The organism is Polymorphobacter sp. PAMC 29334 (genome assembly GCF_019431245.1).
GTDB lineage: Bacteria > Pseudomonadota > Alphaproteobacteria > Sphingomonadales > Sphingomonadaceae > Polymorphobacter_B > Polymorphobacter_B megasporae.
In genome coordinates, this window is sequence record NZ_CP080243.1 from 3,560,000 (window position 1) to 3,585,317 (window position 25,318).

24 protein-coding genes are annotated in these 25,318 nt (G+C 65.6%); 14 read left to right on the forward strand and 10 right to left on the reverse strand.

All coding sequences use genetic code 11. The features are described from left to right. From KZX46_RS20680 to KZX46_RS20695, 4 genes are all read right to left on the reverse strand, one after another. On the reverse strand, positions 1-471 hold the full coding sequence (locus KZX46_RS20680) for a hypothetical protein (RefSeq protein WP_216708375.1): 471 nt from the start codon (positions 469-471) through the stop codon (positions 1-3). After that, positions 468-1,385 (reverse strand): 16S rRNA (cytosine(1402)-N(4))-methyltransferase RsmH, encoded by a 918-nt coding sequence (rsmH, locus tag KZX46_RS20685; protein ID WP_219775516.1) that lies wholly within the window; start codon positions 1,383-1,385, stop codon positions 468-470. The genes KZX46_RS20680 and rsmH overlap by 4 nt, the downstream gene beginning before the upstream one ends. Then, the gene (locus tag KZX46_RS20690) at positions 1,382-1,849 is read right to left on the reverse strand and encodes a division/cell wall cluster transcriptional repressor MraZ (RefSeq protein ID WP_219775517.1); all 468 of its coding nucleotides are present in this window, start codon (positions 1,847-1,849) and stop codon (positions 1,382-1,384) included. The genes rsmH and KZX46_RS20690 overlap by 4 nt, the downstream gene beginning before the upstream one ends. 719 nt (positions 1,850-2,568) lie before the next feature. Next, positions 2,569-3,576 carry a cysteine synthase A gene (locus KZX46_RS20695; protein WP_219775518.1) on the reverse strand — a complete coding sequence of 336 codons (1,008 nt, stop codon included), beginning with the start codon at positions 3,574-3,576 and terminating at the stop codon, positions 2,569-2,571. Positions 3,577-3,696: 120 nt separating this feature from the next. Between KZX46_RS20695 and KZX46_RS20700 the strand changes: the two genes are divergently transcribed. Continuing rightward, positions 3,697-5,223 (forward strand): ABC transporter substrate-binding protein, encoded by a 1,527-nt coding sequence (locus tag KZX46_RS20700; protein ID WP_219775519.1) that lies wholly within the window; start codon positions 3,697-3,699, stop codon positions 5,221-5,223. Between the two features lie 30 nt (positions 5,224-5,253). Here KZX46_RS20700 and KZX46_RS20705 read toward each other — a convergent pair whose 3' ends face one another. Continuing rightward, positions 5,254-6,087, reverse strand: coding sequence for a 2OG-Fe(II) oxygenase (locus KZX46_RS20705; RefSeq protein ID WP_219775520.1), 834 nt, complete (start codon positions 6,085-6,087; stop codon positions 5,254-5,256). 5 nt (positions 6,088-6,092) lie between these two features. Next, positions 6,093-7,271 (reverse strand): polysaccharide pyruvyl transferase family protein, encoded by a 1,179-nt coding sequence (locus KZX46_RS20710; RefSeq protein ID WP_219775521.1) that lies wholly within the window; start codon positions 7,269-7,271, stop codon positions 6,093-6,095. Between the two features lie 107 nt (positions 7,272-7,378). On the opposite strand from KZX46_RS20710, the gene KZX46_RS20715 reads away from it, so the two are divergent. From KZX46_RS20715 to KZX46_RS20745, 7 genes are all read left to right on the forward strand, one after another. Further along, the gene (locus KZX46_RS20715; protein WP_226896077.1) at positions 7,379-7,624 is read left to right on the forward strand and encodes a phosphopantetheine-binding protein; all 246 of its coding nucleotides are present in this window, start codon (positions 7,379-7,381) and stop codon (positions 7,622-7,624) included. Positions 7,625-7,645: 21 nt separating this feature from the next. Beyond that, positions 7,646-9,523, forward strand: a complete 1,878-nt coding sequence (locus KZX46_RS20720) for an HAD family hydrolase (RefSeq protein ID WP_219775522.1) — start codon at positions 7,646-7,648, stop codon at positions 9,521-9,523. 6 nt (positions 9,524-9,529) lie between these two features. After that, entirely contained in the window at positions 9,530-10,618 is a 1,089-nt protein-coding gene (locus KZX46_RS20725; protein ID WP_219775523.1) for a hypothetical protein, read from the forward strand. A gap of 6 nt (positions 10,619-10,624) precedes the next feature. After that, positions 10,625-12,190 (forward strand): MBOAT family protein, encoded by a 1,566-nt coding sequence (locus KZX46_RS20730; RefSeq protein WP_219775524.1) that lies wholly within the window; start codon positions 10,625-10,627, stop codon positions 12,188-12,190. A 13-nt stretch (positions 12,191-12,203) separates the two neighbouring features. After that, entirely contained in the window at positions 12,204-12,563 is a 360-nt protein-coding gene (locus tag KZX46_RS20735) for a hypothetical protein (RefSeq protein WP_219775525.1), read from the forward strand. Positions 12,564-12,565: 2 nt separating this feature from the next. Beyond that, the gene (locus tag KZX46_RS20740) at positions 12,566-13,234 is read left to right on the forward strand and encodes a hypothetical protein (protein WP_219775526.1); all 669 of its coding nucleotides are present in this window, start codon (positions 12,566-12,568) and stop codon (positions 13,232-13,234) included. A gap of 239 nt (positions 13,235-13,473) precedes the next feature. Next, positions 13,474-15,102, forward strand: a complete 1,629-nt coding sequence (locus KZX46_RS20745) for an O-antigen ligase (RefSeq protein ID WP_219775527.1) — start codon at positions 13,474-13,476, stop codon at positions 15,100-15,102. Here KZX46_RS20745 and ccmI read toward each other — a convergent pair. From ccmI to KZX46_RS20765, 4 genes are read right to left on the reverse strand one after another with little or no spacing between them, the layout of a single operon-like run. Beyond that, the gene (gene ccmI / locus KZX46_RS20750; RefSeq protein WP_219775528.1) at positions 15,045-16,262 is read right to left on the reverse strand and encodes a c-type cytochrome biogenesis protein CcmI; all 1,218 of its coding nucleotides are present in this window, start codon (positions 16,260-16,262) and stop codon (positions 15,045-15,047) included. The two genes, KZX46_RS20745 and ccmI, sit on opposite strands and share 58 nt — an antisense overlap. Continuing rightward, on the reverse strand, positions 16,263-16,721 hold the full coding sequence (locus tag KZX46_RS20755) for a cytochrome c-type biogenesis protein (protein WP_219775529.1): 459 nt from the start codon (positions 16,719-16,721) through the stop codon (positions 16,263-16,265). It abuts the gene before it with no gap. Beyond that, a complete protein-coding gene (locus KZX46_RS20760; RefSeq protein ID WP_216708361.1) occupies positions 16,718-17,266 on the reverse strand; it encodes a DsbE family thiol:disulfide interchange protein in 549 nt (182 codons plus the stop codon). The genes KZX46_RS20755 and KZX46_RS20760 overlap by 4 nt, the downstream gene beginning before the upstream one ends. Beyond that, positions 17,263-19,230 carry a heme lyase CcmF/NrfE family subunit gene (locus KZX46_RS20765; RefSeq protein ID WP_219775530.1) on the reverse strand — a complete coding sequence of 656 codons (1,968 nt, stop codon included), beginning with the start codon at positions 19,228-19,230 and terminating at the stop codon, positions 17,263-17,265. The genes KZX46_RS20760 and KZX46_RS20765 overlap by 4 nt, the downstream gene beginning before the upstream one ends. A gap of 71 nt (positions 19,231-19,301) precedes the next feature. On the opposite strand from KZX46_RS20765, the gene KZX46_RS20770 reads away from it, so the two are divergent. From KZX46_RS20770 to KZX46_RS20795, 6 genes are read left to right on the forward strand one after another with little or no spacing between them, the layout of a single operon-like run. Further along, a complete protein-coding gene (locus tag KZX46_RS20770; RefSeq protein WP_219775531.1) occupies positions 19,302-20,135 on the forward strand; it encodes an RNA methyltransferase in 834 nt (277 codons plus the stop codon). Positions 20,136-20,193: 58 nt separating this feature from the next. Beyond that, entirely contained in the window at positions 20,194-20,451 is a 258-nt protein-coding gene (locus tag KZX46_RS20775) for a DUF2188 domain-containing protein (RefSeq protein WP_219775532.1), read from the forward strand. A gap of 30 nt (positions 20,452-20,481) precedes the next feature. Then, complete coding sequence (locus tag KZX46_RS20780) at positions 20,482-21,375, forward strand: ion channel (RefSeq protein WP_219775533.1); 894 nt, start codon at positions 20,482-20,484, stop codon at positions 21,373-21,375. 55 nt (positions 21,376-21,430) lie between these two features. Further along, entirely contained in the window at positions 21,431-22,045 is a 615-nt protein-coding gene (locus tag KZX46_RS20785; protein WP_226896078.1) for a (2Fe-2S)-binding protein, read from the forward strand. 4 nt (positions 22,046-22,049) lie between these two features. After that, positions 22,050-23,066 (forward strand): xanthine dehydrogenase family protein subunit M, encoded by a 1,017-nt coding sequence (locus KZX46_RS20790; protein ID WP_219775534.1) that lies wholly within the window; start codon positions 22,050-22,052, stop codon positions 23,064-23,066. 2 nt (positions 23,067-23,068) lie between these two features. Further along, positions 23,069-25,276, forward strand: coding sequence for a xanthine dehydrogenase family protein molybdopterin-binding subunit (locus KZX46_RS20795; RefSeq protein ID WP_219775535.1), 2,208 nt, complete (start codon positions 23,069-23,071; stop codon positions 25,274-25,276). The last annotated feature ends 42 nt before the right edge of the window (positions 25,277-25,318 follow it).

A 25,318-nucleotide genomic window follows, 5' to 3' on the forward strand; every position in this document is an offset into this window, starting at 1 on the left:
TCACCGCAGGGCGATTTTCTGGAAGGTTGCGGTCTGGCTCGCAGCGACCGCAACGAGCCGCGCGTCGACGCTGAGGTCGTTGGCGATGCGCGGCGCCGTGAACGCGACGCGGCGGATCGGCGCGACGGGCGCAGGCGCATCGCGGACGACCGCAGCCACCTCAACGGGCGTGTGCGAGGGGAGCGGCGCAGCATAGCTTGCGAGCAGGACCGGACTGCCGAGCAACTGCTCAGCACGTGGCGGGGCAAGCGCGAGAACCTGCTCGTTCCAGCGCTGAAGCTCGGGGAGCCGCGCCCGCGTGCGGAGTTCGGCCTGGAGGAGGCGGATGTCGGCGGTATCGCGCGCGATCCGCTGGCGCGCGGCGTCGATCCCGGCACGCTCGGTCGAGGCGCGGAGCGAGACGGTGTAGCAGCCCATCGCCGAGGCGAGCGCGGCGGCGATCATCGCGGCGGATTTGAAGCTGGTTTTCATGCGGCTCTCCATGCTGGGGCGGCGGTGCGGACGGCGGCGCGCAGCGTCGCGGACCGCGCCCGGGGGTTGCGATTATTCTCTTCGTCGGACGGGCGGACCGGCTTGGCCGGCGCCATGAAGGTCGGGGCCGGACCGGCGTCGGCCATCGGCAGATGCCGCGATCCCGCCGGCGCGCTTCCCGAGCGGTTGCGGAGGAACAGCTTGACCGCGCGGTCCTCGAGGCTGTGAAAACTCACTACCGCAAGGCGTCCGCCCGGGCGCAGCAGGCGCTCTGCCGCGCGCAGACCGGCGTCGAGTTCGCCGAGCTCGTCGTTGACGTACATCCGCAGTGCCTGAAACGTCCGCGTCGCGGGGTCCTTGCCGGTCTTCGACGCGCCACAAACGCTGCGAACGAGCCCGGCGAGCTGCGACGTCCGCTCGAACGGGCGGTCGTTGACAATCGCGCGCGCGATTCGGCGCGCCTTGGGCTCGTCGCCGAGCTTGAATAGGACGTCGGCGATTTCGGCCTCGCCTGCAGTGTTGATGAAGTCGGCGGCGGTCGGCCCGTCGCTGCCCATCCGCATATCGAGCGGCCCATCGGCCATGAACGAAAAGCCGCGCTCGGGCTGGTCGAGCATCATCGACGATACGCCGATGTCCATCGCCACCGCGTCAACGCCGTCGACGCCGCGCGCCGCAAGTTCGGTATCCATCGCCGAAAACCGGCCCTCGATGAGGATGAGGCGCGGATCTTCGAGCGGGTTGGCGGCGATCGCGGTGCGGTCGCGATCGAACCCCCAGATATGCCCGACACCGCAGTCGAGTGCAGCGCGCGAATATCCGCCCGCCCCGAAAGTCGCGTCGACGTAGACATCGCCTTCGGTTAGCGCGAGCGCTGCCATGACTTCGTCGAGCAGGACGGGAACGTGGCTCATGCCTCGCCCCGCGCATCGAGCAAGCGGCGGACCATCCGAACGACGCGCGGGTCGAGGCCGGGCCGCGCGATGAAACGCTGCGGGTTCCAGACCTCGAAATAGTCGCCCATGCCCCAGAACAAGGCGAGCCGGTCAATCTCCCCGGCGTCCTTCATCGCTGCCGACAGGATGATCCGCCCGGTGTCGTCGATCGGGAATTTTTCGGCCGAACCGAAGGTTGCGCGAAAGCGGTCGTCGCGAGCTTCGCTGTAATCGCCGGCGAAACGGGCTTCGAGTTCGGCGCGTGCCTTGGCCGGATAACCCTGGTCATAGCCGACGAGGCAATCGGCGCGTTCGGCGGGACCGAGGATGACGGCTCGCGTTTCGGAGCGTGCGGCGATGACGTCACGGAAGCTCGACGGAACCGACACGCGCTGCTTCGCGTCGATTGCGTTCAAAGCATTACCGAGAAACGATTCGTCCACCACTCGTTTGATCCGCCCACAGCCTGCAAGCTTCAGGGCAAGACCTTCCCGGGCCCATCGACCGGGGTCGATACGCTGGCGGTTCGGATAATGCGAAAACCCCTATGCTTGCTGTGGACAAGCGCTACATGGGCTTTCGTGGTCTAGCAATGGGAAATCGTGGGAAACATCCCGAAATGACGTCCAAAATACAGCTTGTTCTTCGTCTCTTCTGTTTTGGACCCGTTTTGTTCGGCGCTGTCAACCGACGATCAGACCTGTGGATAAGTCTGTGCAATAAGTTATACGATTTCTTAACTACAACGACTTGCGGTTCATCTTCCGCCGCCCCGTTGCCGGGCTGGACCGGTCAGCCGTCAGCTCTTTGGCGGCGCCCGCAAAATCGGCGACGTCGGAGCAGCGCTCTTGTGCAGAGTCGCGTCGGTTCCCGAGCTCGGCGCGACTCCAAGAACGGCAAGCGTCTCGGCCTTCGGATCGACCGGCGACGCAGGCCGCGAGGACCGAATGCCCGCAGCCGCGGACACCACGATCAGGAAAATCGCGGCGAGTCCCGTCAGCCCGGCATTGATCCGCTGCGCGGTGCACGATCGCGTCGTCCGGGCAGTACGTGAATGTCTGTCCACTGGCCCTCACTGGCAAAACAATTGCCCGGCCACGCCGGACACGCGAACCGCAGGGCGATCCGCATCGTCGTCTTGTTAAGGACGTGTAGTCCCGACTTATGCGTTTGTCGAGCCGACGAGCCACGGCGGCGGCGTCAGGCCTTTCGCCGCACACCATGCCGGGTTGTAGATCGTCGATAGATAGCGCAGCCCCGAATCGCACAAGATGGTGACGATCGTCTTGCCCGGACCGAGATGTTCGGCGAGCCGGATCGCCCCCGCGACGTTGATTCCCGACGACAATCCGAGACACAGACCCTCGTGCTCGAGCAGCTCGTGGAGCAGCGGCACGGCCTCGCGATCGGGGATGCGAAACTGAGCGTCGACGGTCAGCCCCTCGAGATTCGCGGTGATCCGGCTCTGACCGATGCCCTCCGCAACCGAGCTACCTTCCGAACGCAATTCGCCGTGGGCGAACCAGTCGTACAGCGCCGCGCCTTCGGGATCGCTCAGCGCGATGGCGATGTCGGGAGCGACCGCGCGCAGGCCGAGCGCGACCCCGGCGAGCGTGCCGCCGGTGCCGACCGCGCAGGTGAAGCCGTCGACAGCGCCCCCGGTTTGCGCCCAAATCTCGGGCGCCGTCGTCTTGATATGCGCCAAGCGGTTGGCGATGTTGTCGAATTGGTTTGCCCAAACTGCGCCCGGCGTCTCCTCGGCGATCCGCCGCGACTGATGGACATAATGGCACGCGCTCGAATACGGCGCGGCGGGAACGAGGACGAGCTCGGCCCCAAGTGCGCGCAATGTCGCCTGCTTTTCGGCGCTCTGCGTCTCGGGCATGACGATGATCGTCCGGTAGCCGAGCGCATTGCCGACGACCGCAAGCCCGATCCCGGTATTGCCGGCGGTCCCCTCGACGATCGTTCCGCCCGGCGCGAGCGTTCCGCGCGCTTCTGCATCGCGGATGATATAGAGCGCAGCGCGATCCTTGATTGACCCGCCGGGGTTCATGAATTCGGCCTTGCCGAGGATCGTGCAACCGGTTCGCGCCGATGGTCCGCGCAGCTTGACCAGCGGGGTATTGCCGATCAGCGCGGTGACATCGGCGGCGGGGGGAATGACCATCTTGCCCGCTTAGCGGCGCGGAGCCGGAGCGTGCAAGCAAGCGATGATTGCCGTGGGCAAAGCCGCCATTGGAGCAAACCCGGCTTTGCGCCGCGCCGGTCGAGCGGCTAACGCAGGCCCATGTCGCCGCGCATCGTTTTCCTCGCACTGCTTCTCGCCGGTTGCGGCGCGAAGGATGGCGATCCCGGCGCGACATTGCGCGCCGATATAGTCGGCCACGAGACAAGTGATACCGGCGCGCCACGTCGTGCAATCGTCGCGGCGACGCAAGTCGGGCTGACGAGCTTCGACGGCGCGGGTCAGGTCGTGCCCGGTCTCGCATCGAGCTGGCGGATCGCCGACAACGGGCTCAGCGTTATTTTCCGGCTGCGCCCGCGCGCATGGCCCGACGGCAAGCCAGTGACCGCGACCGACGTCGTCGCCTCGTTTCGCCGCGCCGCCCAGCCCGGAAGCCACAACGCACTGCGGCCGCTTTTGCTCGGTTTCGAGAACGGCGCCGAGGTGTTGTCGGGGGCTAAGCCAGTGTCCGCATTGGGCGTCGGCGCGCCTGTGGATAACGTTGTCGAGGTCCGCCTCGCCGGGGCGATGCCATACCTACTCGCCTTGCTTGCCGAACCCGAGTTCGCGGTAACGCGGCCAGGCGTTCGGCCACCGCCATTGGGCCCGTTTCGCATTGTCGATTCGGACAAGGTGCCGGTCATGCTCGCCCGCAACCCAGCGGCGGTGCCGAATCCGAAAGTGACGCTCGCCGGAATCGCACTGACTCCAGCCGAGGACCCGGGCACGGCGATCGCCCGCTTTGCTCGCGACCGCACCGATCTCGTTATCGGCCATGGCCTTGCCGGGTTCGGTGACGCCCGGCTGCTGGCGGCGTCGAATGCGCTTCACGTCGAGCCGTCGTGGGCGGTCTACGGCTATCTCGCCAATACGACGCACGGGCCGCTCGCCGACGTCCGCGTCCGCCGCGCCTTGTCGATGGCCATCGACCGCGACGACCTCGGCAGTCGCCTGTTCGGCGTGGCGCTTCCCCCCGTCCTCGGCCTCGTCCCGTCGCTGCCGAGCGAGCGCGTGCCCGCGTTGCCCGACTGGGCGATCAGCGCCCCCGCCGCGCGCCTCGACCTCGCACGGCAGTTGCTCGCGGCGGCGGGTTTTTCGGCGACCGCCCCGCTGACCGTGACGATCAGCCTGCCCGATGCGCGCGAACACACTATGGTCGCGACCGAAATTGCCGCCGACTGGGCGCGGATCGGCGTCAGGACGCAAACCGTTACCCGGCCCGACACACTGCACGCGCAGGCGATCGCGCGCGGCGATTATGAACTGGCACTGGTCGAGCGCTCGGGCATCGATTCGCCGCTGGCGTTCCTGCTGCCATACACCTGCGCCGCGAAGACTGCAGGCTACTGCAACCCGGCTGCCGACACGATCGTCGAGAGTGCCGCGGCGACCGCCGACCCCACGGCACAGGCGGCAGCGCTGGGGCTGGTCGAAGTCGCGATGATTGCCCACACGCCGTTCATCCCGTTGTTCGCACCCGTCCGCTGGACGCTGGTCGCGCGCCGGGTGACCGGCTGGACGAACAATGCGGCCGGGCACCATCCGCTCGCGCTGCTCGGGATCGAAGGCGGGCGGTCGGAGAGCCGTTAGCGTGGCGAGGACGCCTTCCGGCGGCGTCCGCTAATGTCGCTTGAGCGCGCGCAACAGCGCCGGGGGCACCCAGTCGTTGACGAAGTGGCGGCGCGCGACCTCGCGGTCGGGTTTGTCGGCTGTACCCGGACGCGGGCGAAACACCGTCGTTCGCTTCGGCACATTGGCCAGCCCGTCGACGGGCGACGTGTAATAATACAGGGCGATCGACCGCCGCGACCGCTCGGGAGGACAGGCAATGACGTCGGGAACGCCGTGAAAACTATCGAGGTCGGTGTTGAAAATGACCGCACGGCCGAGCTTGGGCGGCACCGATAGCCGCCGCTCCTTCATGTCGGTCGACCACAGCTCGAGATCGCCATTCCATTCGGGCAGCCAGTCGTCGTTGAGGTAAATCAACAGGTTGACCCGCCGCAGGAGGTCCATTCCCTTGTGGATGTTGAAGTCGGCATGGACACCGAGATGCCCGCCGCGCTTCGTCTCGTGGAGTCCGGCGCCGACATAATAGGGGTCGGCGATCAGCTTCTTGATGCCGGTCAGCGACTCGATAAATCGGACCATCGGCTCGGCGTTCATCTCGGCAAGAAACGCACGCAGGCCCGGCGTCTTCACATCGTGCGGTTGCCATTCATACTTCAGCCGTTCCTGCGACCGGTCGTAATAGGTGCGGTCGGGACTGGTCTCGGGCCATTCGGCGGCAAGGCGGCGAAGCACGTCGGCATCGAGAAAATCGTCGAGGACAATGTGCGGAAAGGGGTCGGCGGCGGCGTAGCGCTCGTGTAGCGCCGCACCTGCCGTGATGCATTGCGCCTTGTCGAGCGCGACGACGTCAGTCGACAGATTGGTCGTTTCGAGGATCGGCATCCACTTCAGCCCTTACCAAGCGAGCGAAACAACGTGCGCAGTACGTCGCGATATGCGTCGAGCCGCGCTTCGACCCGGGTCAATCCGGCCGTTATCTCGGTCGCCAATATCGCACGCTGATCGAGTGCGGCAAGGATGAAAGCGAGCGCGGCATCGGTTCCCATGCCGGTGAAGGGCACCAGCCGGTCGTAGCCGAGCGAGCCGAACAGCCCTTCGAATTTGCGGCTGTACGACACCGGAACCACCGGTACACCGCTCGAAAATGCGGCGATGCACGCATGCATCCGCGCCGCCACGAGTGCGTCCAGCCCGGCGATGTGGCTCTTCGCCGCCGATGGCGAGGCGAAGTCGGGGACCCGGATCAAGGAGGGATATTGCGCGGCGAGAGCGTCGGCGACGGCACCATCGTCCTCGTTCGAACCCGGCTCCCCGTTGACGTGACAGATGAGTTCGACGGTCACGTCACCGCGCGCGACAAGCGTCTCGATCAGCCCCGTCATCAGCGCGCGATAGTCGTAGCCCAGCTTAAACTCACCCTTGCCCGTATGGCCGCCGTGCCACAGCAGCCCCGAGACGTTGATCCCGATTCGCGGCGCCCCCACCGACGGCAGCGGCGCCGTCCACGTCAGGGCGAAGGCGACATCGACGGCGTATACTGGGTCGAGCCCCGGGACGAGCGCGCGAACCGTCTCGGCCGATCGCATGTCGCGCACGACCACCGCGCGCGCACGCCGCATCGACCAGCGCGCCAGCTGGTTAAGGGAACGCTTGGCTGCGGCCTCGCCGAGGAACGGGCCGATCGTCTGTGGCGCGAAGACCAGCGGCACCCTCCGGCCGATCGCAATCAACTTGGACGCGACGATCCAGGCATACCGCTTGAACGGGTAGATATCGGTGAAGCTATCGCCGCCGCCGATGTCGAGGATGCAATCCATGCTCCCTACCTGTCCGGCAAACCTCGCGGCGCTGGACAGGCCGAGCGGCGCGAATCGAATGTCGGCCTCCTCGATGTACGGGCGATTATTGTCGTTGAACCCCATGATGACGAAATTGGGTATGATATCGAGTTCGGCGGCGACCTCGCGGACGATCGCGATGTTGCCGACGGTCAGCGCGCCGACGCCGAGGTTGCCCGAGCGGTCGGAGTGCCAGAGCAGACCGATCGAGATTTGACGCGCCGTCATCGCAACGGCATGCCGGTTGCGTGTCCGGCCCGGCCTTGATATTGCGGTGCAGCGTAGATCATACCTCCCGGTAACCAGCTTGCGTGCCATGAACAAGAGTGTTGTCGATGACCGTCGAGGAAATAGTCGCAAAGATCGCCGATGTGATGGTCGACGTTTTCGACGTCGATGAACTTGATATTACCGAAGCAACATCGGCTGATGATGTCGACGAGTGGGACAGCCTAAGTCATATTCGCTTCATCATTACACTGGAACGGTTGTTTAAGATTAAGTTCCTCAACGAGGAAATCGCCGACCTCAAGAATATCGGGGATCTCGCCCGGGTCATCCAGGCAAAACTGCCCGCCTGACAGACCAAGGGAACCACGTGAATGCTCGCCGATCTCGACTGGCTCGAACCCGCGACGGACTTTCGTGTCCGCCTGAAAGCGGTCCGTGCGGCGATTGCCGAGGGCACAGGCGACGAGGAGCAACTCTACGCGCTCGCGCTCGGCCGCCTCGATCTCAACCAGCTCGGCCAGCTCGCAGGCGCTGTCGCGTCATACGTTGCGACTGATGCGGCCCCGGGTCCATTGGCGCGCGTCCGGCTCGGGGTGATCGGCTCAGGAACCCTCGGACTCATCGAACCCGCGATTGCTGCGAGTGCGCTACGGCACCGGGTCATCGCCACGGTGGTCGGCGGCGATTATGGCAGCGCGATGCAGGACGCGATCGATCCGCAAAGCGCGCTGCGGACCGCCGGTCTCGACCTCGCGCTGATCGCGCTCGACTACCGGACGCTTGGGCTGGACCGGGCGCAGGCAAACCCCGGCGCGGCGGTGGATGCGGCGGCGGCGATGGTCGGCGCAATGGTCGACGGCCTTGCCGCATCAGCGGCGGGCGGGGTCATGGTCGCGACGATCGTGCCGCCGGTCGAGCCGCTGTTCGGCAGCTTCGATGCGGTCGAGCCCGGGTCGGTCGCGGCACAGGTTGCTGCGCTCAATGCCCGGCTGGCGGACTGGGCGCGCGACAAGCGGATCGTCCTGGTCGACATCGCCCGAGTGGCGACGTGGGTCGGGCTCGACCGCTGGCACGACGCTGGGCAGTGGCATTCGGCGAAGCTACCGTTCGACCCCGACCTGATCCCGCTTTACGCCGATGTCGTCGCACGGACGATCGCGGCGGTCCGCGGCACGACGCGCAAGTGCCTCGTCCTCGATCTCGACAATACGTTGTGGGGCGGCGTCATCGGCGACGACGGCGTCGACGGCATCGCGCTCGGCCAGGGATCGGCGAAGGGCGAGGCGTTCCTTGCGATCCAGCAGATGGCGCTCGGCCTGCGCCAGCGCGGAATCATCCTCGCCGTATGCTCGAAGAACGACGACGATGTCGCGCGCATCCCGTTTCGCGACCACCCCGACATGCCGCTCAAGGAGGCGCATATTGCCTCGTTCGTCGCCAACTGGGGTGACAAGGCAACCAACCTCCGCGCGATCGCGTCGGCGCTCAACATCGGCCTCGATAGCCTCGTTTTTCTCGACGACAACCCGGTCGAACGCGCACAGGTCCGCCGCGAGCTGCCGCTGGTCGCGGTCCCCGAGGTCCCCGCCGACCCGGCGCTTTACCCGCGGATCCTGCTCGGTGCCGGCTATTTCGAGGCGGTCGCCTTCGCACAGGAGGATCGCGACCGCGCCGACCAGTATCGCGCCAACGCCGAGCGCGCAGCCTTCGCAGGGACCAGCGACATGGTGGGGTATCTGGCGTCGCTCGATATGGTCGCCGACATCCGCCCGTTCGACGCGGTCAACCGCGCGCGGATCGCGCAGCTCATCAACAAGTCGAACCAGTTTAACCTGACGACCCGGCGCTATACCGAGGCGCAGGTCGCCGCGCTCGAAGCCGATCCCGCCAAGCTGACGATGCAGGTCCGCCTGACCGACCGCTTCGGCGACAACGGCATGATCTCGGTCATCGTCGTCGACCGCGCGACGTGGGAGATCGATACCTGGCTGATGAGTTGCCGCGTCCTCGGGCGGCGGATGGAGGAGGCGGTGCTCGCCCGTATCGCCGCCGCCGCGCGCGATGGAGGAGCGTTGGCACTAACCGGGCGCTACATCCCGTCGGTCAAGAACAAGATGGTCGCCGGTCACTTTGGCAAGCTCGGCTTCGCCAAGGTGAGCGGCGAAGACGGCGAGGAGACGGTGTGGCGGCTCGACCTCGCCGATTATGCCGCCCCCGAACTGCCGATGCGTATCGTCGATGGGTCGTAGGAAGCCGTGATCCGGATCGACTGGCCCGCGAAACTTCTCGGCATCCTCGCAGCGGCGATGTTGACCGCCGTCGCGGCGGCCGCACTGCCCGACAACCCGTATCAGCGCTGGCAACAGGTCGAAAACACCCTCTACGCCAACGCTGCGTGGTCATACGAACGCATCCATTTCGACCCGCGCCCGGTCGACGTCGCGATCATCGGTTCATCGCGCTCGCAGATCGGTCTAAGCGCGCCGCAGATTGCCGCGAAATTGGCGGCGCACGGACAGCCGGCGACCGTCGCCAACATGTCGGTCATCGAGGATGGACGAAACCTCGAATGGGCGGTCGCCGACGAATTGTTCAAAATCAAGCACCCGAAATTGCTCATCATTCTCGTCAATGAGAGCCCCCATCGCTGGGGTCATCCGGGATTCAAATATATCGCACCCGCCGCTGCGGTCGCGTGGCCGCCGCAGCCCTTCCTGCACAACTCGCTCTATGACATTACCTATCTGCCGTTCCGCCAACTTCGGCTGTTCGCGGCGTCGCTGTTTCCCGAGACTTTCGGACTGCGCACCCGCTTCGACCCGGCACGCTATGCGTCATTGCCGACCGACTTCACGACCAGTCAGGTGATGGCCGACGGCAAGCTGATCGACATGGACGTCGTCCATTCGGCCGATGATCTGCGTGCCGAGGCGCGTGCGTTCGCCGCGACCCAGAAACCGTCGCGCATCCCGCCCCTGCTGACTCCGATTACCGACGCCGACGATCCGGTTTACCTTGGCGCGATCGCGCGGCTGGCAGCGGCGCATGGGACGCGGGTGATGTTCGTCTTCCTGCCCGAGTTCGGCGGTTCGACCGTGATCGAGGGCCGGGGTTTCTACACGCACTTCGGGCCCGTCGAGGACTATGGCGACCTGTCGCGCGACCCCAGCCTTTTCCAAAGCTTTTCTCACCTCAACCGCAAGGGCGCGCTGATCGCCAGCGACCGGATCGCCGCCGCCGCGGCGCCGCTGCTTGCCGCCGCTCCAGGCGACCGCTACGCACGCAAAATCGGGGACGGTTCCGCGGACCAGCGTAGCTGGCGGCATCCGGCCAGGGTGGGCTGACACGGAATGCTCTTCAATAGCTTCGTTTTCATTTTCGGCTTTTTGCCGTTTGCGCTGATCGCATTCTACGCCTCGGGACGCTGGCTCGGCCGCGGTGCGGCGGCAATCGTGCTATCGCTGGCCAGCCTGATCTTCTACGCATGGTGGCGACCGCAGGACCTGCCCATCCTGCTGTTTGCGATCGTCTTCAACTACATCGTCGGCGGGGTGATCCAGCGAGCGCGAGCGCGCGAACAGGCGCGCGCGGTCAAGGTGTGGCTGACGCTTGGCCTGGTCGTCGACCTCGGCCTGCTCGGCTATTACAAATACGCCAATTTCGTCGTCGAGAACGCTGCAGCGGTGACGGGGTCGGATTTCACCCTCCACCACATCATCCTGCCGCTGGCGATTTCGTTCTTCACCTTCCAGAAGATTGCCTACCTCGTCGATTCATCGCGCGGCGTCGTCAAGGGGACCGGCCCGGTCGAATTCGGCCTGTTCGCCTCGTTCTTCCCGCAGCTTCTCGCCGGGCCGATCGTCCATTATTCGGAGATCATTCCGCAGCTGAGGACGTCCCAGTTCACCCGGCTGCTGACGCGCAATCTCGTCATCGGCCTCGTCATCTTCGCAATCGGACTGGCGAAGAAAACTATCATTGCCGACAGCCTCGCCAGTTACGCCAACCCGCTGTTCACCGACGTCCAGTCTCAGCCGTGGGACTTTACCCGCGGCTGGACCGCCGCGATCACCTACATGCTGCAGCTATACACCGATTTTTCGGGCTATTCCGACATGGCGATCGGGCTGGGCCGGATGTTCGGGGTCAAGCTGCCGCTCAACTTTCACTCGCCGCTGCGCGCGGCCAGCATCATCGATTACTGGCGTCGCTGGCACATGACGCTGCAGCGTTTCCTGCTGGCCTATGTCTACCAGCCGATCGCGCTGCCGATGAACCGCTGGGCGCTAGCCCGCGGCCTGACGGGTTGGAGCGCGTTCGGCGCTTGCGTCGCTGTGCCGACACTGTTCACTTTCCTGCTGTCGGGATTGTGGCACGGCGCGGGGTGGACGTTCATCATGTTCGGCCTGATGCACGCGATCTACGTTCTCGTGAACGAGATCTGGCGCGAGCGGCGCAAGCAGGCCAACCGCACGCGGCGCAAGGCGAAGCTGCCGCCGGTTGTCGTCGGTCGCTGGGACATGATCTTCTATCATGCGCTGACGCTGTTCGCGCTTGGCTTCACCAACGTCATGTTCCGCGCCGCGTCGCTCGGCGACGCCTGGACGATTTCCCGGGCAATGCTCGGGCTCGACGGCTGGGGTACCGGCCTGGCCGAGTCTGCACTGCCGCCGGTGCTCGCGGTGATGCTCGTCGCAGCGATCGTCATCGTCGCCGTCTTCCCCAACACCCAGCAGATCATGGCGGCGTACCGCCCGGCGGTGAACTTCGGGCAGTGGCGCGACGTCAATCATCCGCCGCTGATGTGGCGCTGGCGGCCGAACACCGCCGGGATCGTGTTCGCCGGGGTCGTGCTGTTCGCCGGCATCATGTTCATCCAGCGCGGAGCCGCCGTGTTCCTGTATTTCAACTTCTAAGGGAGACGTGGCCGTGCGACGTCTCGACTGGACCCGGACCGGACTCGCAATCCTCGCCACCGTTGTACTCGCCGGAGCCGCCGCCGCGGCGCTCCCCGACAACCCCTACCAGCGCTTTAGCACGCTCGAGAACACGATTCAGAAACGCGCGCGCTGGATCTACGAGCGAATTCACTATGATCCGGCACCGATCGACGTCGTCGTCGTCGGGCACTCACGATCCGGTGCCGCGGTCGATTCGCGCCTGCTCCAGTCCGATCTCGCCACGCTTGGGCGCAAGCTCAACACGGTCAATTTCTCGCTCGCGGAAAATGGCCGCGATCTTCACTGGGTCATCCTCCAGGAAGCTCTCAAGCCAAGGCGCCATCGCTGATCGTGATCGGGGTCATCGAGAAGCCGGGACGTTACGGCCATCCTGCCTATAAATATGTCGCTCCCGCCGCCGATGTCGTCGACCCCGCCTTCCTGGCAAATGTCGATTATCCGGCAAACCTGCTGTACCTGCCGTATCGGCAGCTCAAGCTCTTCGCCGCCCGGGCATTTCCCGGCGTCTTCGACCTACCGGCAAAGTTCGATCCTGCACGCTATGCCGGTACGAACCCGGGGCGGCCGCTGAGTTTCGTTCTCGCGACCGAACCCGATCACGAGGAAGCGCTGACGAAGGCTGCGTTGGTCGATCAAGTGCGGCGGTACGAGGCTGGCGTCCATCCGCCGATCCTCGGCGAGCGGTTCGCCGACGTCGAGTTCGGCAATGAACGCACATATGTCGCGCGCATGGCCGCGCTGGCGAAGCGGCGCGGAATTCGCGTCGCATTCCTGTTCCTGCCTTATTATACGGGTCCGCATGTCATTCAGGAACGCGCCTTCTACGAGCAGTTCGGCCCGATCATCGATGCGTCGTTCCTGTCGGACCACGACGAATATTATTCCGACGTGGCGCACCTCAACCAGCGCGGTGCCGCCGTCCTGACGCATTGGCTCGCACCCCGGATCGCGGATCTTATTTCCGAACGGGCAACACCTGTGGCGAAAGCAGCGTCTTGACGTTGGTCGGGTCTGGTCTGCGCCTTGGACCGTGGGATATCGAGCGATGCAGGTCGGTACGCGATTTCTGCTGCAACTTCCGCCGCCCCGCCTATACTCGGGGACTGGCCATCACACATATCGGGTTGATCGCTTGAACGTCCTTAGCTTGTCACGTCGATATCGACAGCTGCGGTCGGACGTCCACGCGGTAGGTAGCGCGCACGAACGCTGCATGACGGCGGCGACGGAAAGATCCAGTGGCTAATACAACCCCCACCTTCCTCGCGTCTTATTCGAATTGTTCGGTCGACGCGAGCCGCGGACGTCGCGCGCTGGTCCTGTTGGCCAAAACTCTGCTCGCGGCTGGCTATGCCGTCGCAATCGTCATTCTGCCGCCGCAGATGCTCTTCATACTGGCACTGCCGATCGTGGTGATGCTGCTGGCTACTTTGTGGATGTTGCCCGACCGCAGGACGTTCCCGTTGGCGGCGCTCGAGAGCGTGTTCCCGGTCTACTTCGTGCTCAGCATCATCTGGCCAATTTATATTGCCGTCTCGCTACCCGGGTTGCCGTGGCTGACGCCGACACGAATGGCGCTGTTGGTCCAGACCGCCCTGCTGGCATATAGTTTGGCGACATCGAGTGACCTCCGCCAATATATCAGTCGTGTGGTCCGGTCATCGACGTGGTTCTGGGTAAGCTTCCTGGTTTGGGAGGTGATGCAGATCGTCACGTTACCGATGTCGCGTACTCTCGTGATGTCGGCGAAGATGTTCGTCGATAATCAGTTCGCGCTTGCTGGCATCCTGTTCCTGGGATGCCTGTTGTTCAGCCGCAAGGGCTGGGCCAGCTGGGTGTCGAAGACGCTGGTCATCCTCGCCTTGCTCACTGCGGTCGACGGCTTCATCGAGTTGCACCTCGGCTATCCACCTTGGGCGCATTATATCCCGAGCTTCATGCGCGTTGACGAGGGGATCATGAGCGTTGTGCTCGGTGCCCAGGCGCGAACCGCAGACGGCCTTTATCGTGTGCATGGGCAGTTCCCGCTAAGCCTGGTGATGGCGGAATATCTGGCGCTGGTGATCCCGTTCGTCGTTCATTCGATCGTGACCAGCCCGGGCATCGTGCGCCGGACGCTGCTGGTATTGGCATTGATTTTCATCATGGCCGCTATCCTGATCACCCAGTCACGGCTGGGTCTCGTCGGCGCGATGGTGACCTTCGCCGCTTACCCGCTGATGTGGGCGTACCGGATTTGGCGGGGGGGGAACAGCGGCATGCTTGGGCCCGCGCTGCTCTTCGGCGCACCGGCCGCAGTCGTCCTGCTGCTCGGCATCGTGCTGAGCAGCCACTCGCTGACGACCCGCATTCTCGGGGGCGGTGCCCAATCGGCGAGCAACGAGGGGCGTAGGATCCAGCGCGAGATGGCGGTCCCGCGGGTGCTGCACAACCCGATCGGCTATGGATTGGGCAACGCCGGCAACGTCCTCGGCTTCACCAATCCCGGCGGCTACATGACGATCGACAGCGGCGTGCTTACGATCGTCCTCGATCTCGGCATCACCGGTCTTGTTGCATTTTTCGGGCTGCTGTTCGCTGCGATCAATCAGGGCGTCGGGGTCTTCCTGCGGACGACCGATCGCGAACTCGCCCTTGCCGGCCCCGCAGCGATCTCAATTCTCGTTTTTATCGTTGTCCGGCTCGTGCTGTCGGAAGAAAACAGCTTCTCGCTCGCATTCCTCCTGCTCGGCATGATCCTCGGTCTGGCAGCCCGCGAGCGCGCCGGACGCGGCGAGCCCGCGACCGGGCATCTCGCCGCCGACCCGCCTCAGGACACGCCCATTCCCGTCGCGGCGTCGGTCAGCGTCGCCCGCATCGCAGGCTGATCGACGAGCGCCGCCGATCCGTCACGGAGGGCGGTTTTCGCCGCGGCCTTGTCGCCCATGACGGTATATGCCCGGATCAACCGGATCCAGCCGTCGGCATCCTTGGGATTGGCCTTGAGCTTCGCCGCAAGGTTGTCGACCATGGCGCGGATGAACGCCTGCTGCGCGGCAGGCGGAAGAGCGCCGACGGTCGCGACATCGCCCGCGCTCGGACCGCGTGCATTCGCGGCCCCGGCGACGATGGGCGCTGTTCCCTTCAGGCGGCCGGTCAAGTCGATCTTCGCATCGCTCGCCGCGGTTTCGACGAAGCGTCGGAGTTCGGGAGCCCATGGCGCGCCGGGCGGCGCTTCGTTGAGCAGCAGAACCCAGTCATCGATCGCGCCCTTGTGGTCACCACCCTGATCGCGCGCGAGCGCGAGAAAATAGCGCGCGCGGGCGTCGCTACCATCGAGTGTGCGAGCATCGGTGAACGCCGCCGCCGCCGCCGGGGTGACGAAGCTGTTCGCCGCGTTGACCAGAGCCTCGCCGTACGCCGATGCGTATCCGGCGCCGCGCGGCTTGAGCTTGAGCGCCTTCCCGTACGCCGTCGCAGCATCGGCGAAGCGCTGGGTCTGGAAGTACGCCCAGCCGAGCATCCGCCAACCCTCGGGATCGGTTGGGGTCTTCGCCATCCGCGCTTCGAGCTGCGCGATCATCGGAACGATATCGGGTGCCGCCGCGGGCGCTGGAGTGGCTCCAGCCTGGGGCGCGTCGATCTGCGCGATCTCGCCGGCGATGACGCGCGGTGGGGCTGGAGCGGTCAAATCGGGGCGGCCGATCACCGCATAGAGCGCCGTTGCGCCGAGCGCGACGACGACCGCGAGCCCGGCTGCCGCGCGTGCCGCTGCAGGGTTCGCCATGATCCGCACCGGGAGAGCCTGCGCGCGGTGCTCGACGAGCAGGCGGCGCTTGATCTCAATCCGCAGCGCGTCGGCTTCACCCGCCGCGACCTGCCCCGAGGCCGCCTGTGTGCCGACCTCGTCGAGCTGGTCGCGCAGCACCGCGGTGACGGCGTCAGTTTCGCGCGCCTGAGCGTCGTAGCGCCGGACCAGCGGGATCGCGAGACCGGCAGCGGCGAGCGCGACCATGGCGGAAAAAATCACCCACAGGACGAGCGTCATCTATATCCGATCTTGGCGGAGAAGGGCGTCGGCGGCCGCGGCATCGGCGGCGCTGAGCGGAGCGACCGTCGCGGATGGCGCGCGGCGGCGGACGTAATATACGACGCCTGCGCCGCCGAGCACGACGAACGCGAGCGGCGCGAACCACAGAGCGATTGTCGCGGGTTCGAGCGGCGGCTTAAGCAGGACATAGCTGCCGTAGCGGTCGACAAGATATTGCACCGCCTGCGCGTCGGTCGCACCCGCGACAAGGCGTTCGCGGACGATGACGCGGAGGTCGTGCGCGAGCGGCGCGTCGCTGTCGTCGATCGACTGGTTCTGGCAAACGACACAACGGATGCCAGCGCTGATCGCCCGCGCCCGCGCCTCGAGGACAGGGTCCTTAAGCTGCTCCGACGGCGTTACGGCGAGGCTTGGTGCGGCGATCAGCAGCGCGACCAGCGCGGCGGCAATCCTCATGCCTCGTTTCGCAGCCGCACAAGCATCGGTTTGAGCGTCTTTTCCCAGTCGTCGACGGTGATCGGTCCGATCTGCTTGTAGCGCACGCGCCCGCGGCCATCGACCACGAAGGTCTCGGGGACGCCAGTCACGCCAAGGTCGATTCCCGTCCGCGCGCCCGGATCGCTGGCGATGCGGGCGTAGGGATTGCCGAGCTGGGCGAGCCACGCTTTCGCTGCGTCGGGCTGGTCCTTCCAGTCGAGGCCGAACAGCGGCACCCCCTCCGCAGCGATCCGACCAAGCATCGGATGCTCCTGCGGGCACGCTGCGCACCACGACGCGAAGACGTTGAGCAATTTCGGCTCGCCCCGCGCAACCGGCGATCCGAAAACCGCAGTGCCGAACCCCGGCGAGGTCGCGTCGAGGCCGGGCAGGTCGAACTTGGGCAACGGCTTGTCGATCAAGATCGACGGGATGTGCGACGGGTCCTGCGTCAGACCGTAACCGAAGAAGGCGATCAGCCCGACGAACAGCGCAACCGGCAGCGCGAACAACAGCCGCTTCATGCCGCCACCAGCCGTCCGGCATACCCCGCCGACGCGCGTGCCGCGCCGAGGCGGAAGCGGCGGTCGGCGAGCGAGGCACAGCCGCCGAGCGCCATCAGCACCGCGCCGCTCCAGATCCAGCCGACGAGCGGGTGATCGTAGAGCCGGACGACGATGCCGCCAGTCTTGTCGGGCTCGCCGACCGCGACATAGGTATTGCCGAGGATACGCCCCTCGATCCCCGCTTCGGTCGTCTGCGATCGGCTGACGGGGTAGAATCGCCGCTCCGATGTCATCGGGCGGGTGACCCCGTTGCGGGCGAAATCGAAGCTGGCGATCAGCGTTTCATAGTTCGGACCGGTCGCCTCGCGGATCGACACGAGCGTCACCGCCTCACGCCCGATCGTCACCGTCTGACCAGGGTGCATGACGAGGATCTTCGACGATTGCCAAGCGGTCATCGCGGAAATTCCGGCAACGAGAATGCCGAGGCCAGCATGCGCGAGGACGAGGCCGTAGGTCGAGGTCGGCGTCGTCCGCACCGAACGAACGAAGCCGCCGCCCAGCCGCCAGCGGCGCACCAGTACCGCACACGCCCCGATCACCAGCCACACTGCGAGAGCCATGCCGAACGCCGCGAGCACATTGGTGCGCCCGAATATCGCCACCGCGACGACGAACGCGATCACCGTCGCAAGCAGCGGCCCGCGTAGTCGCCGAACGACGTCAGCAAGTGCGTCACGCTTCCATGTCAGCATAGGGCCGAAGACGACGAGGACAAGCAGCGGCGCCATGATGGGCACGAAGGTCAGCGCGTAATACGGCGGGCCGACCGAGATCTTGTCGGTCGACACCGCCTCCATGATGACAGGGTAAAAGGTGCCGAGGAAGACGACCGCGGTCGCTGCCATCAGGAACAGGTTGTTGAGCGTCAGCCCCGCCTCGCGGCTGACGCTGCTGAACAGCGCCCCCGACTTCATTGCCGGAGCGCGCCACGCGAACAGCGCGAGCGCGGCGCCGGTCGAGCCGACGATGATCGCGAGAATGAAGATACCGCGGCGCGGGTCGACCGCGAACGAGTGGACCGACGTCAGGATGCCCGAGCGGACGAGGAAGGTGCCGATCAGTGACAGCGAGAAGGTCAGGATGCCGAGCAGGATCGTCCAGCTGACCAGCGCCCCGCGGCGTTCGAGCACCAGCGCCGAATGGAGCAGCGCAGTGCCCATCAGCCACGGCATCAGCGAGGCGTTCTCGACCGGATCCCAGAACCACCAGCCGCCCCAGCCGAGTTCGTAATACGCCCAGAAGCTGCCGAGCGCGATGCCGCACGTCAGGCAGGTCCACGCCGCAAGCACCCACGGCCGGACCCAGCGCGCCCAAGCGGCGTCGACCCGGCCCTCGATCAGCGCGGCGACGGCGAAGGCGAAGGCAACCGAAAAGCCGACATAGCCGAGGTAGAGCAGCGGCGGATGAATGACCAAACCCGGGTCCTGCAGCAGCGGGTTGAGTTCCGCCCCGTCGAGCGGCGCGGGCGACAGGCGCGCGAATGGGTTCGACGTAAACAACAGGAAGACGATGAACGCGGTCCCGATCATACCCTGGACCGCGAGAACGCGCGCCTGGAAGGTCGTCCGCAGATTGTCGCCGAACAATGCGATCGCTGCGCCGAAGATGCTCAGGATCAGCACCCACAGCAGCATCGATCCCTCGTGGTTCCCCCACGTGCCCGCGAAGCGGTAAATTAGCGGCTGGGTCGAATGGGTATGTTCGGCAACGACTTGCAGCGAGAAATCGGTACGGACGAAGGCGAAGGCGAGTGCGGCGAAAGACGCCAGCACGAACAATGCCTGCAACGTTGCCGAAGCGCGTCCGACCGCCATCAGCGCCGGGTCGTTCCGCGATGCGCCGATCAGCGGCACGACCGATTGGGTCAGTGCCAGCATGAGCGCAAGGATCAGCGCGAAATGTCCGATTTCGCCTGCCATTCGACGCCTTTCACCACGATTCCAGAGCGCATATTAGCGTTTCCGTCGCGCGATGGTAGGGGTGCGCCATCATGGTCGAGCATCTGACGAGTCCTTCGAACCCGACCCTCAAGCGATTGCGGTCGCTCCACGAGAAGAAATTCCGCCGAGCCGATGGGCGTTTCCTCGCCGAGGGACTGCGGATCGTCGCCGAGGCACTCGAAGCCGGGATCGTTCCCGAAGTCCTTGTTTTCGGTGCGGAATCGGCGCGGCATCCGCTCGTCGAACGCCTCGTCGCGGCGACCGAGGGCGGCGGCGGGTCGGCGATCGAGACTAATGCCGACATCCTCGGCAAGCTGACTGGCAAGGATAATCCGCAGGCGGTGGTCGGGGTATTCCGGCAGAACCCGACCCCACTCGCCCGTCTCGACCGGTCCACAGCAAAAATCTGGATTGTTTGTCAGTCGCTTAAGGACCCCGGCAACCTCGGCACGATCCTGCGCACCGGCGATGCCGTCGGGGCGGGCGGCGTCATCCTGCTCGACGAATCATGCGACCCGTACAGCACCGAGGCGGTGCGGGCGTCGATGGGGGCGATCTTTACCCAGAGCCTGACGATCACCGATGGACCCACCTTTTTCAACTGGTTACGCAGCAAACCGGGCGGTTTCGTCGCCGGGGCGGCGCTGACCGGGGCGGTCGATTACCGGAGCGTCACCTACCCTGCCCCGACCTTCGTGCTGATGGGCAACGAGCAGGCGGGTTTGCCGGAAAGCTATGCGAATCAATGCGATGCGCTCGTCAAACTGCCGATGCTGGGCAAGGCCGACAGTCTCAACGTCGCGGTCGCGACCGCCGTCCTGCTCTATGAAGTCCTCGGCCAGCACGCCGCACATCCACGCGCACAGTTGCCGAACATCGCCTGAACGCCGATGATACCCCCATGCGCTCTCGGCAAACGCCCGGGCGTCCCGACGAAGGACCATGACCATGACACGCATCGCCTATGAGGTCGTCGAGCACGACGGCGGCTGGACCTACAAGGTCGGCGACGTCTTCACCGAAACCTATCGCACCCACGAGGATGCGACCGCGGCGGCCAAGGCAGCGGCGACCGAGCACGGCCTGAGCGGCGAGACCGAGGTTATCAGCTTCGAGGATGCCGACGGCCGCTGGCATGAGGAAACCGCGCAAGGCGACGATCGCCCCGACATCGAGGTCAAGGACACCGGCCGCTCATAGCGCCGGTTCCGATCTTCGGCCGATCCGCGCATGCCGCTCCCCCGCAGACCTGTCCGGCAGCAGCGGGTCAGCCTTGGGGGGAACGTCGCAATCAGGCACGGCGCGCCGTGGGGCGCGGGCGACTTTTACTACGAGCTGATGGAGCTGACGTGGCCGGCGTTCATCGCGGTCGCGGCGAGCTTCTTCCTCCTCGTCAATCTTGGCTTCGGCGCGCTTTATGCCAGCCTGCCCGGCGCGATCAGCAATGCCGCCCCGGGCTCGCTCGCCGATGGGTTTTACTTTTCGGTCGAGACGCTGGCGACGGTGGGCTATGGTGAGATGGCCCCGGCGACCCATCTCGGTCATGCCATCGCGGTCGTCGAGATTCTCACCGGGATGTTCCTGACTGCGACGATCACCGGGCTGATCTTCGCTCGCTTCGCCCGGCCGCGCGACAGTCTCGTCTTCAGCAACCCGATTGTCATCACGACGATCGGCGACCGCCGGGTGGCGATGCTCCGCCTCGCCGGAATGCGTGCGCGACCGATCGCCGGTGCGACGGCGCAATTCCAGGTGCTTGAGACAGTCATCCTGCCGAACGGAAAGATCTACCGCCGCTTCGTCGACCTACCGCTGATGAACCATCGCAATGCGATGATGGCGATCGCGTGGACGCTGGTCCACGTCATCGACGACTCCAGCCCGCTGAAGCCGATCCTCGACGACCCCGATCAAACCCTGCGGCTGATGGTCACTGTCAGCGGGCTCGACACGCTGCTCAGCAGCCAGACCTTCGGCGCACGCATGTATTCGCGCGACGACATCCGCTATGAGCATGAATTCGTCGACATTCTGGAAAATCGCGACGACGGGACGATCCATATCGATCTGACCCGGCTTCATGACACCCACGCAACCGCCGCTGAGACAGCGCCCGCGGCTTGAAACCTTCTCGCGGCGCGGTGGTTTGACGGGCTCAACCCGCACGCGAGATCAAAACATGACGAACGGCACCGGCGATTTCGACCGCCGTACGTTTCTCGCCAGCGGCACGATCTTGGCGGCGGCGGTGCCGCTCGCGGCGAGCGCTAAAATCGAAGGGCGGAAAATGGACCAAGCATTGGCGGCAAAAGCCGAAACCGGGGTGTCGATCACCTTGCGGATCAATGGCGGCGATCATCGCCTGACGGTCGACCCGCGGATGACTTTGCTCGACACGCTGCGCGAGCGGCTCGGGCTGACCGGCGCGAAGAAGGGTTGCGACCAGGGCCAGTGCGGCGCGTGCACCGTCCACCTCGACGGCCGCGCGTCGCTGTCGTGCCTGACGCTCGCGGTCGCCGCGCAGGGTCGCGACGTCACGACAATCGAGGGACTGGCGGCCGCCGACGGCACGCTTCATCCGATGCAAACGGCGTTCGTCGACAATGACGCATTCCAGTGCGGCTATTGCACCCCCGGCCAGATCATGTCGGCGGTCGCAATCGTCCACGACGGTCACGCGAAGGACGCCAACATGATCCGCGAGGCAATGTCGGGCAACCTGTGCCGCTGCGCCGCTTATCCCAATATCGTCGCGGCGATCGAGCAGGCCGCTCCGCAGATGAAGAGGGGCTGAGCCGATGCGTCCGTTCATGTATTCACTGGCCACCGACGCCCCCGAAGCGGTCCGCCAGGCGACTGTTCCCGCCGACGCACACGTCCGCGCCCCTGTCCAGTTGATGGGCGGCGGCACGACGCTTCTCGACCTGATGAAGCTCGATGTAATGCGTCCCGACGCGGTCATCGACATTACCCCGCTGGCGACCGCGCGCTACGGAAATATCGAGGCTTCGGCGACCGAACTCCGCCTCGGGGCGCTGGTCCGGATGAGCGACGCCGCCGAGGATCATGCCGTGGTCACCGACTATCCGGTGATCGCGCAGTCGCTCGGATTGGCAGCGAGTCAGCAGCTTCGCAACATGGCACGGCTCGGCGGTAACGCGCTCCAGCGGACGCGCTGTTCGTACTTTCGCGACCCGAGCTATGAGCAGTGCAACAAGCGCAACCCCGGGTCGGGCTGCGCCGCGATCGACGGGTTCAACCGGCTTCACGCAGTCCTCGGCACCAGCGAGCACTGCATCGCGAGCTATCCGGGCGATTTTGCGCAGGCGCTGATCGCGCTCGATGCAACGGTCGAGGTGCTTGGTGCCGGTGGCGCGCGATCGATCCGCTTCGCCGATCTCCACCGCCTGCCGGGGTCGACCCCGCACATCGAGACGAGCCTCGCCCCCGGTGAGATGATTACCGCTTACGTCGTCCCTGCTGGTCCGTGGACGCGGCGGTCGGCGTACATCAAGGTCCGTGACCGCGAGAGCTATGCCTTCGCACTCGCGAGCGTCGCAGTCGCACTCGACATGGACGGGACGATGGTGCGGTCAGCGCGGATCGCGCTCGGCGGTGTCGCGACGGTCCCTTGGCGCGCCGCCGAAGCCGAGGCTTTGCTCGCAGGCAAGCCGCTCGACGAAGCGGCTGCGCACAAGGCTGCCGACGCTGCGTTCGCCGGTGCCAAAACCCATGAACACAATGCCTATAAGGTGCCGCTCGGCAAGGCGACGCTCGTCCGGGCGCTGCTGACCACCCAGGCGATGGAGCTCTGACGATGGCCGATTACACCGCTCCCGTGCCGGTCCCCGGCAAGAACATGGGCAAGGCCGATGCGCGCATCGAAGGCCGCGAAAAGGTCACCGGCGCGACGCAGTACGCATCGGATTTCCCGGTGTCGAACCCGGCGTTCGCCTATCTCGTGACGAGTGCGATCGCGAACGGCAAGATTCGCGGTTTCGACCTCAAGGCGGCCAAGGCGATGCCCGGGGTGGTCGAAATCTTCACCCACGAGAATGCGCCCAAGCGTGAAGACGCAGGGTTCTTCGCCGAGGGCGGCTACGTCACGACGGGCTTCGATCCGCTCGGCTCGGCCGAGGTCAAATTCGCCGGGCAGATCATCGGCGTCGTCGTCGCCGAGACCTATGAGGTCGCCCGCGACGCGGCGCACCGCATCGTCGTCGACTACGCCCCGGGCGACCCGTCGGCGAGCCTCGAAAGCCGCGGCACCGAGACGGTCGATGCGGCGAAGGTCGCCAAGGGCTGGAAGGACAAGACGGCCGGTGATTTCGACAAGGCGTGGGACAGCGCCGAGGTCAAGATCGAGGCGGGCTATACGACGCCGACCCAGCACCACAACCCGATTGAATTGTTCACCACGACCGCGGTCTGGCACGGCGACGAGCTGACGATCTACGAGCCGAGCCAGTTCGTCTGGGGCCTCAAGAACGGCGTCGCGAAGCAGCTCGATGTCGATCCCGCGAAGGTAACCGTGATCGCGCCATTCGTCGGCGGTGCCTTCGGATCGAAGGGGATGATGACCCCGCGCACCGGGATCATCGCCGCCGTGGCGCGGGCGATCCACCGCCCGGTCAAGTTCGTCGCGACGCGAACCCAGGGGTTCACCGTGTCGACCTACCGCGCCGAAACCCGCCACGCGATTAAGCTTGGGGCCGACAAGTCGGGAAAGCTCACCGCGCTGAGCCACGATGGGTGGGAGCTGACCAGCCGGACCGACGACTATAAAGTCGGCGGGACCGAGGCGACGACGCAGATGTACGCGATCCCGAACGTCACATCGAAGGTGCACATCGTCCGCGCCGATCGCTCGACCCCGGGGTTCATGCGCTCACCGCCGGAGGTGCCGTACATGTTCGCGCTCGAATGCGCGATCGACGAGATGGCGGAGAAATGTGGGATCGACCCCGTCGAGTTCCGCCAGATCAACGACACGATGAAGAGCCCGGTCAGCGGCGACAGATTTACCTCGCGCCACCTCGTCGAGTGCTTCGACGCCGCGAGCGAGGCATTCGGCTGGTCGAAGCGCAACCCCAAGGTCGGGTCGATGCGCAATGGTGACTGGCTCGTCGGTTATGGCTGTGCGTCGACCTGCTATCCGGCGAACACGATGCCCGCGACCGCGCGCGTCCGTCTGTCACCCGACGGTCACGCCCGCGTCCAGATCGCGGCGCACGACGTCGGTACCGGCGCGACGACGATCATGGGTCAGGTCGTCGCCGAGGCGTTCGACATCCCGCTGTCGCAGGTGAATGTCGAGATGGGCGACTCGCGCCTGCCCCCCGGACCGGTCGCGGGCGGATCGATGACAACCGCGAGCGCCGGGTCGGCGGTCAAGGCGGCGTGCGACAAGGTCATCGCCAAGTTCGGCAACCGCCTGCCGACGGGCGATGCGCTGGCAGCAGCGTTCAAGAAAATGAACACCGGCGTCGTCGAGGAGTACGCCGAATGGGCCCCGCCGAAGACGAGCGGCGGCGTTGCCAAATTGTACGAAGGTCACATGGCGGGCGGCAGCGACTCGCCGACACCGATCCTCGCATATGCGTACGGTGCCGAATTCGTCGAGGTCCACATTCATTCGCGGACGAAGGAAATCCGCGTTCCGCGCATCACCGGCGCGTTTGCCGGCGGGCGCATCATGAACCCTCGGACCGCGCGCTCGCAGTTGATGGGCGGCTTGATCTGGGGCGTGTCGTCGGCGCTTCACGAGGCGACCGAGATCGACGAGAAGCGCGCTCGCTACGTCAACGACAATATCGCCGAGTATCTGATCCCGGTGAACGCCGACATCCGCTCGGTCGAGGTCATCCTCGTCCCAGAGGTCGACGATCAGGTGCCGATGGGTGCGAAGGGGCTTGGCGAGCTTGGCAACGTCGGCACGAATGCGGCGGTGGCCAACGCGGTCTATCATGCGACCGGCCAGCGTATTCGCGAACTCCCGATCACGATCGACAAGCTCATCGCATGACTGCGCGGCTGGGCGCGTAAACCATCTCCGGGGGATTGCCAT